Source organism: Agriterribacter sp., from assembly GCF_035497235.1.
Taxonomy (GTDB): Bacteria; Bacteroidota; Bacteroidia; order Chitinophagales; family Chitinophagaceae; genus Agriterribacter.
Genome location: NZ_DATJEB010000022.1, coordinates 105,769 through 119,612, shown reverse-complemented (window position 1 = coordinate 119,612; position 13,844 = coordinate 105,769). Strand labels below are relative to the sequence as shown.

12 protein-coding genes are annotated in these 13,844 nt (G+C 43.0%); 6 read left to right on the top strand and 6 right to left on the bottom strand.

What is annotated here, in order from left to right; genetic code table 11:
• Positions 1-35: 35 nt before the first annotated feature.
• Complete coding sequence (gene bshB1 / locus VL121_RS06790; RefSeq protein ID WP_325403507.1) at positions 36-773, bottom strand: bacillithiol biosynthesis deacetylase BshB1; 738 nt, start codon at positions 771-773, stop codon at positions 36-38.
• A 499-nt stretch (positions 774-1,272) separates the two neighbouring features.
• Between bshB1 and prpB the strand changes: the two genes are divergently transcribed.
• From prpB to VL121_RS06775, 3 genes are all read left to right on the top strand, one after another.
• Positions 1,273-2,166: a methylisocitrate lyase gene (gene prpB / locus VL121_RS06785; RefSeq protein WP_325403505.1), complete on the top strand. Its 894-nt coding sequence runs from the start codon at positions 1,273-1,275 to the stop codon at positions 2,164-2,166.
• Positions 2,167-2,171: 5 nt separating this feature from the next.
• The gene (gene prpC, locus VL121_RS06780) at positions 2,172-3,323 is read left to right on the top strand and encodes a bifunctional 2-methylcitrate synthase/citrate synthase (RefSeq protein WP_325403502.1); all 1,152 of its coding nucleotides are present in this window, start codon (positions 2,172-2,174) and stop codon (positions 3,321-3,323) included.
• 148 nt (positions 3,324-3,471) lie between these two features.
• On the top strand, positions 3,472-4,917 hold the full coding sequence (locus VL121_RS06775; protein ID WP_414635403.1) for a bifunctional 2-methylcitrate dehydratase/aconitate hydratase: 1,446 nt from the start codon (positions 3,472-3,474) through the stop codon (positions 4,915-4,917).
• Positions 4,918-5,562: 645 nt separating this feature from the next.
• Here the strand turns inward: VL121_RS06775 and VL121_RS06770 are convergent.
• The 3 genes from VL121_RS06770 to VL121_RS06760 form a co-directional block, all read right to left on the bottom strand.
• Positions 5,563-6,186: a DUF4294 domain-containing protein gene (locus tag VL121_RS06770; protein WP_325403500.1), complete on the bottom strand. Its 624-nt coding sequence runs from the start codon at positions 6,184-6,186 to the stop codon at positions 5,563-5,565.
• A 104-nt stretch (positions 6,187-6,290) separates the two neighbouring features.
• Entirely contained in the window at positions 6,291-8,744 is a 2,454-nt protein-coding gene (ccsA, locus tag VL121_RS06765; protein WP_325403498.1) for a cytochrome c biogenesis protein CcsA, read from the bottom strand.
• Between the two features lie 6 nt (positions 8,745-8,750).
• Positions 8,751-9,167, bottom strand: coding sequence for a cytochrome c maturation protein CcmE domain-containing protein (locus VL121_RS06760; RefSeq protein WP_325403496.1), 417 nt, complete (start codon positions 9,165-9,167; stop codon positions 8,751-8,753).
• Between the two features lie 347 nt (positions 9,168-9,514).
• Between VL121_RS06760 and VL121_RS06755 the strand changes: the two genes are divergently transcribed.
• Both VL121_RS06755 and VL121_RS06750 read left to right on the top strand, forming a co-directional pair.
• On the top strand, positions 9,515-10,552 hold the full coding sequence (locus VL121_RS06755; protein WP_325403494.1) for an agmatinase family protein: 1,038 nt from the start codon (positions 9,515-9,517) through the stop codon (positions 10,550-10,552).
• A 5-nt stretch (positions 10,553-10,557) separates the two neighbouring features.
• Positions 10,558-11,127, top strand: coding sequence for a hypothetical protein (locus tag VL121_RS06750; RefSeq protein ID WP_325403492.1), 570 nt, complete (start codon positions 10,558-10,560; stop codon positions 11,125-11,127).
• Positions 11,128-11,418: 291 nt separating this feature from the next.
• Here VL121_RS06750 and rlmB read toward each other — a convergent pair whose 3' ends face one another.
• Positions 11,419-12,180, bottom strand: a complete 762-nt coding sequence (rlmB, locus tag VL121_RS06745; RefSeq protein ID WP_325403490.1) for a 23S rRNA (guanosine(2251)-2'-O)-methyltransferase RlmB — start codon at positions 12,178-12,180, stop codon at positions 11,419-11,421.
• A gap of 10 nt (positions 12,181-12,190) precedes the next feature.
• Positions 12,191-12,748, bottom strand: coding sequence for an NUDIX hydrolase (locus VL121_RS06740; protein ID WP_325403488.1), 558 nt, complete (start codon positions 12,746-12,748; stop codon positions 12,191-12,193).
• A 460-nt stretch (positions 12,749-13,208) separates the two neighbouring features.
• Between VL121_RS06740 and VL121_RS06735 the strand changes: the two genes are divergently transcribed.
• On the top strand, positions 13,209-13,841 hold the full coding sequence (locus VL121_RS06735; RefSeq protein ID WP_325403486.1) for a collagen-like triple helix repeat-containing protein: 633 nt from the start codon (positions 13,209-13,211) through the stop codon (positions 13,839-13,841).
• The last annotated feature ends 3 nt before the right edge of the window (positions 13,842-13,844 follow it).

The window sequence follows — 13,844 nt, the reverse complement described above, 5'->3', positions numbered from 1 at the left end:
TCAAATTTTAAATCCTCCCTGCCATCGCCCCTTCCTCAGGTATCCTTTTGTATAAACGCGTCAAAACTATTTATCCCTATCATTTTTTCGGTAATAAACCCTTCGGCATAAGGCGTTCCGATCATTTTACCAAACATGGCATGCCTTCCTATAATGGAGTTTAAAAAACCGGGAGTAGAGATATAGGTTTGGGGTTCCTCATTGGCGTATTCTTCGGAATGAAATTGCGATGAATATGCTTTTACAGCCTCCAGCTTTTTTTCAAATACAGAACTGATATCATATACGAAGTCGGGTTCATAATACCTGTCCTGTATATAATGAAAAATGTATTTAGGCCGCCAGTGCGCCTGCAGTTTATCGTTATCATCAAGCGTTTCAATCTTTCGCAAACCGCTTAAAAAACAGGCATCTTTAATGAGATGTCCCGCCCTTCCATGATCGGGGTGCCGGTCATCTAATGCGTTAGCCAAAACAATTTCGGGCTGGTATTTGCGGATGGCTTTGATCAGCAGGCGCTGGTGGTCTTCGTCATTCTTAAAAAAACCATCGGCCATGCCTAAGTTTTCACGTACATCCAATTGCATGATGATGGCGGCGGCGGCAGATTCCTTTGCACGTAACGCTGCGCTGCCCCTTGTACCCAGTTCGCCACGGGTAAGATCAATTACGCCTGTTTTTTTGTTTTGCAGCTTTTCCATCAGTAAAGTGCCTGCACAGCCGAGTTCCGCGTCATCGGGATGTACGGCAATAGCGAGTATATCTAATTTCATAGGTTGCAAAAATAATGTAAAGAAGAATGTCCGTTCATATTTTCATGTTTTCCGGCTGTATACTAAAGACCAAACACATAGACACGATAGAAACATAGGAACACAATAGAAAAGGAATACCTATGTGGCGTCTATGTGCCTATGATTCTATGTATTTAAAAAAAAGCAAACTGAAGAACGATATATTTTCGGGAAACTGTTTTCCGGCTGTATACTAAAGACCAAACACATAGACACGATAGAAACATAGGAACACAATAAAAACGAATACCTATGTGGCGTCTATGTGCCTTTGATTCTATGTGTTTAAAAAAACAAACTGAAGAACGATATATTTTCGGGAAACGCGATACTCCATTTGGAATAAACCCTGCAGAAGTAAAATGCAAATTTTCATGTAGGTTTGCAGTGGCAGGTTTTCTGTGTTTTAGCAGTATAAGCTTTTGCACCGGAAACAGACAGCAGTATGGTATTGCGCCGCTTTTAAAGATCAGTAATTATGATAACATCCCGTTCAGCATCGCCGGGAACGCTTTTCCGGCAGGCAATGGCCGAAGAAAATCCTTTACAGATAGTTGGAGCCATTAACGCCAACCATGCTTTACTGGCCGCACAGGAAGGATTTAAAGCCATCTACTTATCGGGTGGGGGAGTAGCTGCAGGTTCCTTAGGCATACCGGATCTGGGCATTACCACCCTCGATGATGTACTTACCGATATTTACCGTATTACCAATGTTACCGCCACGCCTTTATTAGTGGACGTGGATACGGGTTTTGGCCCCTCGGCTTTTAATATAGCACGTACCGTAAAATCACTGATCAAAGCAGGCGCCGGGGCATTGCATATAGAAGACCAGGTAGGTGCAAAACGCTGTGGTCACCGGCCCGGTAAGGAAGTCGTAAGCCGGGAAGAAATGGCAGACAGGATTAAAGCGGCAGCCGATGCCCGTACCGATGACCAGTTTGTTATAGGGGCCAGAACAGATGCATTAGCCAGCGAAGGATTGGATAAAGCATTAGAAAGGGCTGTGGCTTATAAAGAAGCCGGAGCCGATTTTATTTTTGCAGAAGCGGTGAATGAACTGGCGCAGTATAAACAATTTGCGGATGCCACCGGCATACCCGTATTGGCCAACATTACCGAATTTGGAATGACACCTTTGTGGACCGTTGAAGAATTAAAAAGCGCGGGTGTGCGTATGATCCTGTATCCCCTCAGTGCATTCCGGGCCGCCAATAAAGCGGCGCAGCAGGTCTTTCACAGTATCCGCACCGAAGGCACTCAAAAAAACATGATTGACAGGATGCAAACCCGCACCGAACTCTATGAAAGCATTGGCTATTTCGGCTATGAACAAAAATTAGACGCCCTTTTTTTAAAGAATAAATAGGAGCTATGGCAGACAGTACAATACCTGGTTTTAAACCAAAGAAAAGTGTAGCGCTTTCGGGCGTAACGGCAGGCAACACTGCCTTATGCACCGTTGGGAAAAGCGGCAACGATCTGCATTACCGGGGTTATGATATCCTTGATCTGGCAGAAGGTGCGGAATTTGAGGAAGTGGCCTACTTATTAATTCATGAGCAATTACCCAATGCGGCTCAACTGGCTGCCTATAAAAGAAAATTAATCAGCTTGCGCGGTCTCCCTTCTGTTGTAAAAAATATATTAGAGCAGGTACCCGCTGCGGCACATCCCATGGATGTGTTGCGCACCTATACTTCTGCGTTAGGCACTGTTAGCCCTGAAAAAGATGATCACAATATTAACGGGGCAAGAGATATTGCTGATAAGTTACTGGCTTCCTTCAGCTCTGCTTTGTTATACTGGTATCATTTCTCACACAACGGCCGCCGTATTGAGGTAGAAACAGATAATGAAACTGTAGGTGCGCATTTCCTGCACCTGCTGCATGGAAAAAAAGCAGGAGACTCGTGGCAGAAAGCAATGCAGGTATCACTGAATTTATATGCAGAGCACGAATTTAATGCCTCTACTTTTGCCGGCAGGGTAATTGCAGGAACAGGTGCTGATATATATGCTGCGATTACCGGTGCGATAGGCGCATTACGCGGTCCCAAGCACGGCGGCGCTAATGAAGTGGCCTTTGATATTCAAAGCAGGTACGCGTTGCCGGAAGAAGCGGCAGCGGATATTAAATCAAGACTGGAAAAAAAAGAGGTGATCATTGGGTTCGGTCACCCGGTATATACGGTATCTGACCCCAGGAACCAGGTGATCAAAAAAGTTGCCCGGCAGCTGGCAGAAGAAGCAGGAGATATGCAGTTATTCAATATTGCGGAAAGATTAGAAACGCTGATGTGGAATGAAAAGAAAATGTTTCCCAATCTCGACTGGTTCTCGGCCGTGTCCTATCATTTAATGGGTATACCTACTTTGTTCTTTACACCCCTGTTTGTTATATCAAGGGTTACGGGATGGAGTGCGCATGTTATAGAACAACGACAGGATGGAAAGATCATACGTCCCAGTGCTAACTATACCGGCCCGGAGAACAGAGCGTTTATACCGATAGGAAAAAGATAAGTAATTAGTAAGCATTTTTAACGCGACAGATATTACAGCAAAAAAGAACAAAAATAAATAATCATTTGGTTTTCTGATATGCCCCTGTTGCTTTAAAAGCAGGTCTTAGAAAATCAGAAATCAACAAACCAGAAATCATAAATTTATTATGTCTTATGTTTCCAACGAACGTCCGCCGGTTGATAAAGTAATTACAGGCATCGTCAACTATGTGCTGGACTATGAAATAAAAAATGAGCTGGCGTGGGAAACCGCGCACTACTGTTTACTGGATACATTAGGCTGCGGGCTGGAAGCGTTAACCTATCCCGCATGTACAAAATTATTGGGTCCCATTGTGCCGGGAACCATTGTGCCTAATGGCGCCAAAGTACCCGGAACTTCCTTTCAGTTAGACCCTGTGCAGGCGGCATTCAACATTGGCACCATCATAAGGTGGCTCGATTTTAATGATACCTGGCTGGCGGCGGAATGGGGTCATCCTTCCGATAACCTGGGTGGCATACTGGCTACGGCCGACTGGCTTTCACGAACAGCCATCGCTAACGGAAAACCGCCATTAACCATGAAGGCAGTATTAGATGCCATGATCCGAGCACATGAAATACAGGGCGTAATGGCGCTCGAAAATTCGTTCAACAGGGTAGGACTGGATCATGTGCTGCTGGTAAAATTAGCTTCTACCGCAGTGGTGGGCAAACTCATCGGCTTAACACGTGATGAACTGATCAATGCCATTTCCCTTGCTTTTGTAGACGGGCATTCCCTGCGCACCTATCGCCATTCACCCAACACCGGCAGCCGCAAATCATGGGCTGCAGGCGATGCTACTTCCCGTGCGGTACGCCTGGCCCTGATCGCCCAAACCGGAGAAATGGGTTATCCTTCCGTACTCACTGCTACAACCTGGGGGTTCTATGACGTGCTGTTTAAAGGCAAGGCATTTACCTTTCAGCGCGATTACGGCTCTTATGTAATGGAAAATGTACTGTTTAAAATATCCTTCCCCGCAGAATTTCATTCTCAAACAGGCGTAGAAGCGGCAATGACCCTGCATAAACAATTGAAGGCGCTTGGCAAAACTGCAAATGATATTAAAAAAATAAGTATCCGCACCCATGAAGCGGCCATACGTATTATTGATAAAAAAGGACCCTTACATAACCCTGCCGACCGCGATCATTGTATTCAGTATATGATTGCCGTTCCCCTGATTTTTGGCCGGTTAACCGCCGCGGATTATGAAGATCATATCGCCGCCGATCCCCGCATTGATATATTGCGCGATAAAATGGTTCTCCATGAAGATATTCAGTTTAGCAAAGACTATCACGATCCTGAAAAGCGATCTATTGCCAATGCTTTAACGCTGGAACTGGCCGATGGAACGGTTTTGCCTGAAGTGATTGTTGAATACCCCATAGGACACAGGCGCCGGCGTGAAGAAGGAATACCGGTACTGGTAGAGAAATACAAAACCAACCTGGCAAGAAAATTTTCCGTTAAGCAGCAGCAAACGGTTTTACACGCATCGTTAGATTATAAAAGGCTAACAGCTTTGCCGGTAAATGAGTTTGTGGATATGATGGTATAAAAGATTTAAATCCGAAGACGTGGTCGGTACCCGATGTAAGGAGGGTCAGACCGCACATTCGATCCGTATGGGTCTCACCTTTTTACATAGTGCCATCCAGTGAAGACCATACTTGAAATTAAAACCAAACATTTATTATTCGACCCTTTCAGGGTCGTCATACTTTTTATGGGGTACTGTATAAACGTTTAGACCCCTTCAGGGTCAATACAGGTTCTGTGCGTAAGGCGACCAGCGTCCTGGATATAAGGGTCATACCATTGCAGGGATGGTTTTTTATCCTTATCCCAAAGGAATACCAGGTTTATAATAAGAAAAAAAGGATTTGAGCAACTCCAAAAGAGTTGAAGTTCCAAAAACAAAACAGGTTGACGGGGAGAAAATCCGGATTCGTCCCGATCAAAACAAATGCTTCGTACGAGCCCTGCAAAATACCGAAGAAGCGGTCGGCACCCCACACAAGGAGGGTCAGACCGCACCTGAATACCAAAGACTGAAACCCGTAAATTTTCATTGCGTACTTTGCTCTTTTGCACACGTTTTGCGTGAAATCATCTAAAGCCGAAAACCTTGTACGGCCCCTGCAACTTGTACCCTGAAACTTGCATGTAACAAACCATAAACTCTAAACTCCCAAACTCCTCACTAATACAACCCATACATCCGCCTTACCTCCATTACAATATCTTCAATTTGAGCGTCATCGGTAAGGGGGTGGTAGGTTTGCTTCAGGCTGCTGCCGAAAATCCAGGCTACACTCTGCCAGAAACCCGCAGAAAAGCTCCCTTTATAATCATGGATGATCTCGTAGCAGGTATTGCCCGTTTCCCTGGCAATTAACTTCATCAATATTCTGCCCTGGTAAACAGACAGATCCGTGAGCGGTTTGGTAAATTCATTACGGAGATCCTTTTCACGGCTTTTTACATAGGCCTTTCTTTTTTCCTTATCGGGCATATTTACTAAGTGCGCTTGAATATCATTGAATACCGCCCCCGCTTTTTTGGCATAAGGATAGGTAACATATACCGCGTTGCGGAGTCTTGTCCATTCCCGCAATGCTCTTTTTTGCGCGGCGGTTAATTTAATATAAATATATACCTCAGAAAGCTCTTTGTAAGAAAGGGTATCGCCATTGTAAATAATGGCAGGTACCGTAATGGTATCATTAATACTATATGAGGTTTGAGACCGTGCTGCCGGATGAAGTACAATGCAGCAAAATACGGAAAGGATGAATATATAATATGGCTTCATGTGCCTGCCCATGAGGTACAAATTACTATATTAACGGGTTTTACATCACATTTAATACATCATAGACAGAAAACCCAATCCAACCGCTGCCGCAGCGTACATAAAAATGAGTGAGATTAAATGCTCTTTTTAAACCGGTGCCACATACTGATGAAAAAGCCTGCCGACATAATAAGAATGCCTAACCAGAGGATATTGATAAACGGGAACTGGAACGCCTTTAAGGTAATGTATTTCATTATGGCATTGGATTCCTTTACACCCAACGCAAGCGCATTCCCTGTTTTATTTACCTCCAGTACAAGGCTTTGCGACATCACCGTATCTCTTTTCGCAATAGGCGTGTTATCTTTTGAGAACAAAGCGGGCTGAGCCTTGTACGTCATACCGGCATTGCTATGCACCGTTACATCCGCCAGCCAGGCGCTGTCTACTAAGGGAAGGTCTTTATTGGTACTCTTATTGGCTTCAATTAACTGGTCTACAATAATATATCCATTTGAATAAAATACCGTATCGCCCTGCTGTACCGGGTAACTCCTGAAGGTGGCCGTGTCTTTTATACTTTCCGGATCAGGCATGGAAGTAATAAAAGTAAACACATCTTTGTGCCAGTAGTGCCTCGAATCCGGATTGGCTGATAAGGCGGTTTTCCCCTCTTCCGCTTTCATTAAAAAAGCATTAGGATATAAATTAAAGGTTTCCAGCATTTTCCCGGAGACTTCATCTTTGCGCTCATAATTAACCTTAAAATACATTTTTTCATCTGCCGGGTGAGAAGAATCGCCTACATAAGTTACCGTGTATTTACCCATAGGAGTAGGTACACCCATAATAAGCGTAACATTCTCCAACCCACTGTCATCGCGGCCTTTGGGATCTTTTAATCCCGGTATCATAATGCCCGTGCGGTTAATGGAAATCACTTCTTTTTTGGAAGAAGTAAACAGAATGCCTACCAGCATCATCCCAAATCCCAAATGCGTAATAGAACCTCCCGCCAGGCTTAACTTGCCTTTTGCCCCCGTCCATATATACATGGCATTGGCAATAACAGCGTAAGTAGCTGCAAAAATGGCCAAATGAATAGCACCCAGATAGCCGATTCCGTATTTGTTATAATCAATATTTCCCAGCACGCTGATCAGAACGGAAATGATAAGCGCAACAACGGTGGGAGCAATGATCTTTTTTATCCAGAAGGAGCGGGCTGTTTTTTTATATTTCAGGTACTGCGTAATAGCAGTGAGCAATCCTATTACAATTGCAATTAAGATCATTACCCGGTTGTACACATATTCAGGGTCTTCACCAATGGCTTTATGCGTACCAAAAATTTTATTAATAACCGGCAGGGAGGTAAAGAAAGAGATATACACTGCCGAAATTAATAACACCAATGCACCAACGAACATCCAGAATTCCCGGGAGGAAATATCTTCTTCTTTATGAATTACGGGTATCTGTTTTTTGTTCCTGAAATAAGCGGTTAAAAACATCGCTGAAAATGTGGCCATCATTATAATAAGATGCCAGAACAGGGAATTGCCTTCTCCGGTAAACGAGTGTACGGAAGTATCGCCCAGAACGCCGGTACGGGTTAAAAAAGTTGAATACATCAGTAACAAAAAGGCCAGGAACAAAAACCAGTAGGTTGATTTGGATGAATAGCCTGTAGATTTGTTAATGAGCATGGTATGCAATCCGGCTACCATTAGCAGCCAGGGTACCAGCGAAGCGTTCTCAACAGGATCCCATGCCCAGTAGCCTCCAAAAGTGAGCGATTCGTAAGCCCAGGCGGCGCCCATCATAATGCCAATGGCTAACATGGCACAACTGAATAAGGTCCATGGCAGCGCTGCTTTTATCCAGCCGGTATAATCTTTTTTCCATAGCCCCGCCAAAGCAAAAGCAAAGGGTACAATAGCGGAAGCAAATCCCAGGAACAACACAGGAGGATGAATAACCATCCAGTAGTTTTGCAGCAATACATTTAAGCCGTTTCCATCGCGCAGGTATTTTTGCAGGTATAAGGGATCCTGGAATACAGGAGCGCCGGGAAATTCATTTCTCATTAAAACAAAGGGGCTGTTACCCACTTTAAGATCAAAGAAATAAATACCCAGTATAAAAGTAGCTAAGAAGATTTGTACTAAAGAAATAACAGTCATTACCGGGGCTTCCCACTTTTTACTTTTAAGCATAATACCCAGCCCCAGGATGCAATGCCAGAAATTCCACAACATAAAACTGCCTTCCTGTCCTTCCCAGAGGCAGCTCAGCAAATATTTGGTAGGCAGGCTGCGCTTGGAGTGCTGGTGTGCGTACTTGTATTCAAAATAGTGGTTATAAATAATAGTATAGAGGCTAACAAAAATGGCAATTACCGCAATAGTTTCAATAATGAATGCCGTACGGGCCAATCTTTTCCATGTTGCATGATCACCGGGTATAGAAGTTTGTGTTGCCTTAAAATAGGCGAAAGTTGCAATAATTGACGCTACAAAAGACAATAACACACAAAAATGGCCGAATTGACCTATCAATAAATGTTCGCCCTGGTAAATCATGGTAAATTAATCCTGCATTTTATATTCTAAAGCCTTTTCCTGCTGTAACGGATCATCTTTGTACTTGGAAGGACATTTCAGTAAGATTTCTTTACACTCAAATACATCACCGTTCATTTTTCCTTTCATTACAATTCTTTCACTCACTTCTAATTCCGGGGGTTTGGTATTGTGATAGATCACTTTGGTTTGTGCGCCTAAAGAATCCACCGCGTAAAATGCAAGAAAATTGGGATCTGTAACAGGATTGTATTCTATTTCTTTTGACCGGTCTAACTTGGCGATAAGATGAATAAATTTTCCCTGCTTTTGTTTGGCAGAGGCAATCGTATCATAAGTAGTAAGGTCTTTGGATAAAGTGATCAGCATATATGCAATGGCTGCAGCTATAATGACCAGCGCGACTATATGGATTTTTTTCATAATAAAAAACGTATTATCACGCAGCGAAATTAGTCCAAAAAACAACGCGGTTGTTAATTGTTTTTTAGATAATACGCGATTTTTAACCCCTGCCGGTTATTATACTGTATTTAACTTTTCATAAACAATTGCATGTCCGCTTTCCAATTTCCACATTCTCTACATATAACCCGCGGTCTGACGCTTCTTTCACCGCGTGCCGACCGCTTTCATTTTCACATTCTCAAATTCCCACATTTTCAAATTCTCCCGTGCAACCTTATTTGTAATTATAACGTTATTAAGTTCGTTGTTGTAAAAAACTGCTATAACTTGCACCGCTTTTTGAAGTATTATTTTGTTTGATCATGGACCTTTCAAAGTTTGACCCCAATAGTTCAGGAAACCCTAATTACAATATTTTTGGTTTGCCTTTTACTGAAGAAGATGCGAGGCTTGTGGTGCTTCCTGTACCCTGGGAGGTAACGGTAAGTTATCTTGCAGGTACGGCAAGAGCGCCTGAGCGTATAAAAAAAGCCAGCTTACATGTTGATCTTTTTGATCCCGATGTGAGCGATGGCTGGAAGCAGGGGTTCTTTTTACGTGAACCCGATAAGAAGATATTGTTCAAAAATGACTATTTGCGCAAAGAATCCGAGCTTTTTATTGACTATGTTTCGCAGGGACAAAAGATTGAGGAGAACAGGTTCATGTGCAAAGCGCTTAAAGAAGTAAATGAAGGCAGTGATTTTTTAAATGCATGGGTATATGATCAAACAAAAGCCTTACTCAATAAGGGCAAACTGGTAGGTTTACTGGGTGGGGATCATAGCACGCCAATAGGGTTTTATAAAGCCATTGCGGAAAAGTATAGCGATTTCGGAATTTTGCAGATTGATGCCCATTGCGACCTCCGCAAAGCGTATTTGCAGTTTACCCACTCGCATGCTTCTATTATGTATAATGCCCTGAGCGAAATACCCCAGCTTACCCGCCTGGTGCAGGTAGGCGTTCGGGATTATAGCCAGAGTGAGTGGGATTATATTTGTAACAGCAATAACCGGGTAGTTACTTATTTTGATAAGCAAATAAAGGAACGTCAGTTTGAAGGATTGAGCTGGCAATACCTGGCAGATGAGATCATTAATCATCTTCCCCGGCAAGTATATATCAGCTTCGATATTGACGGATTGAACAGAACCTTGTGCCCGCATACCGGCACGCCTGTTCCCGGCGGTTTTGAAGCAGAACAGTTATTTTACCTGTTCCGGAAAATAATAGAAAGCGGACGTCATCTTATCGGTTTCGATTTATGTGAGGTAGGTATTAGCAGCAATGAGTGGGATGAGAATGTGGGCGCAAGGGTATTATTTAAATTGTGTAACCTGATGGTAGCAAGCAACTGATGACTATGCCCAAAAAGAAAAGCGAATTATTTCAGTATGTACTGATCCTGAAAAAAGAAAATCCGGAAAACATTAATTATATCAGCTTCCTGCTTTGTTTTATTTCCTGGGTACTTTTTTTGTATTACGCCTATGCCCATAACCGGTTTTCTTCTGTGCTGTTCTGGGCAAGCTGGCTTATCCCGGTTGCTGTTGTATGGACAATACGTGTAAAAAGAAAATTCAGTATGTCGGTAACGTATAAACATCCTTTATTTGTTACCGGTTGTGTGTGGCTATTATTTCCCGGCATGCGCTGGATGGCGCTTCTGTTCATTTTGTTTATTTTATTTGACCACCAGTCGCGTCATCCGCTGGAAATAGGCGTATCGGATGAAAGAATAGTGATCAATACTTTTTTCCGAAAAAGGTATGAATGGAATGCATTTTCAAATGTAGTGCTTAAGGACGGCCTTCTGACGCTGGATTTTAAAAATAACAAAATGCTCCAGAGAGAAGTTATCCATCAGGATGTAAATGAAAACGAATTCAATCGTTTTTGCCGGGAGCAGCTCGATTTGAGATTTGAGATTTGAGATTACATTTTCACACTTCCACGTTCTTCCTACATTTTCAAATTTTCAGCAATGAGCTATCGTCAGTTATCAGGTGAATAATTACTAACGATAGGACGAATGCTCCTTTCACCTCTTACCTTTCTCTTCTCCCCGAATTTCGGGTTTCGGATTTTTTTGTCATGGTAAGGCACGAACCATGTGTATTTTATTTGATCCTTGTTATTTGATTGCTGAGTATTGTTCACTTTTATTCAATAGCTGAAATGTAAGAATCCACGCTCTGGCATTGGTATAAAGCACCGTCCCTCTCTACTGCGTGGAGAGCGAAAGAGGGTGAGGTATCCGTTGCTTCATGGCTTCATACAAAATAATTCCTGCGGCAACAGATACATTATAAGAATCGAAGCTACCGGCAATGGGTATGGCAAAATGAGCGTCTGCCGCCTTGCTTAAAAACCGCTGTATGCCTTTTTCTTCGCTACCCATAATAATACAGCAGGGTTGCTTAAAATCCATTTCATATACTTTTTGATCGGCTTTCATTTCCGCTCCCATCACGCTTATGCCATTTAAGTGCAGGGTATCAACTGCGTGTGCCAGGCTGCTCACTCTTGATATGTGTACCATTTCCAGGGCGCCGGCCGATGATTTCATGGTTTCTTCATTCAGCGCTCCCACGCCTTTATCGGGTATAATAATACCCTGGGCGCCGCAGCATACCGCCGTGCGGGCAATAGCGCCAATATTCCTTACATCTGTTACGCCATCCAGCATCATAAACAAGGGATGCCCGCCTTTACTTACAATATGATCAATAACCTGCTGTAACTCCGTATATTGCACCACAGCGGCAATGGCTACAATTCCCTGGTGATTGGCCCTGGTAAAACTGTTCAGCTTTTCAACCGGCACCATTTGTACAGGAACATGGTTGTCTTTTGCCAGTTGACGGATATGCTGTATATTTTCGCCGTTGATATTTTTATACATGAATATCTTATCTATAGCCTTACCGCTTTCAAAGGCTTCAATGAGGGGCTGGCGGCCTATTATCAGTGATGATTTTTTCAATGTTCAGTAATTATATCAGGTTATTTTTTAAAAGATAGTTTACTTTAAAAATAGCGGCAACCGATACGGCATCAGTTATTGCGCCGCTAATAACCATATCAAACGCTTTTGTAAAAGGCAGTTTTTTGATAACTAATTGTTCCGATTCTTCCGGCGCCGCTTCATGAAATGATAACCCGCGTGCAAGATACACAACGCAGGTTTCATTTGTTACGGAATTAGACAAATGCATATCCAGCACCTTATCCCATTTTCTTGCTTTTATACCTGCTTCTTCAAGCAATTCGCGTTGTGCCGAAATTAAAGGATCGGTATGCAAATCTCCGCCGCCCTCCGGTATTTCCCAGCTATACGCATTAATAGGGAAGCGATATTGACCAATAAGCCAGGTATTGCCTTCTTCATCAAGCGCTACAATACCAATAGCTATGTTTTTAAAATGCACCTTGCCATAAATACCCTTGCCTCCACCCGGGTTGATCACATTATACTCTGTTACCTGTATCCATTGATTATCATAGATAGGCCGCTGATCAATAATTTGCCACGGGTTGTGCTGATCGTTCATTGTTCAATATGCTATTTACATTTTTACAATAATCGGCTTTTAAGTTTAATTTTCCATTATGCTTATGGTTTTATTTCGCGACCATTAAAACAGAAACCTGTTGGTTGGTTAAATATATGCTGTGCTATAATCTTTGGGTAACGGGCTGCGCCACTCCGGTTGATCTGCATGGGCGATGCTCCGTTCAACAAAATATCGCTAATCATCTTAAGTCGCGCCGGGATCATAAAAAAACCATTATGGGGCCATGAGACACGATGCTGATTTTTTTTATTTAAAATAAATGCATACGTTTTATACTATTTTAATCTGTACAGGCGTTGAGTTGATCCATTGAAAATTCGCTGCTGCAAATCTAAAGATTCAAACTGACCGTTAGATGATTATCAGCAGATAGGTATCAAAGTGAAAAAAAGGGGATTCTATTGGATCAAATTCTCATCAATAAATACAATTAATTATGAAACAGTTCACATTTTTGATGCCAGTTCTGGCAGCAGCACTGCTTATGTTAAGTTGTACAAAAGAAGGCCCTGAAGGACCGCAGGGTACTACCGGGACACCTGGACCTGCCGGACCGCAAGGACCACAGGGTACCACCGGGGCACCGGGGCCTGCCGGTACAGCAAATGTTATTTACAGCAATTGGTTATCATTTCAACAATTGCAACGGGATACCATTGTTGACGCTACGAACTTCAAGGTCAATCATTTGCCCGCACCGGATTTAACACAAAACATCATTGATCGGGGAGTGATACTGGTGTATTGGCGATATCTAACTACCGTCTTCCAATTGCCTTATACTTCTGATGCAGGGACAGGAACAGGGCCCGACAAAACCAGTACCATTAGCTATATTCCGAATCCGAACGTGATTTACATTACACGCTACACGCACGACAATACGGCATCTATAGGATTTGGCAGTATTCAATTCCGGTATGTGTTGATCCCCGGCGGTACGGCTGCCGGCCGGAATGCCGGGGAAACAGAGAAAAGGGTCATCCTAAACGACAAAATATATACCGAATCACAATTGAAGGCGCTGTCATTCAGGGAAATAAGCGTTTTGCTGCAGATGCCGGAATAGCCG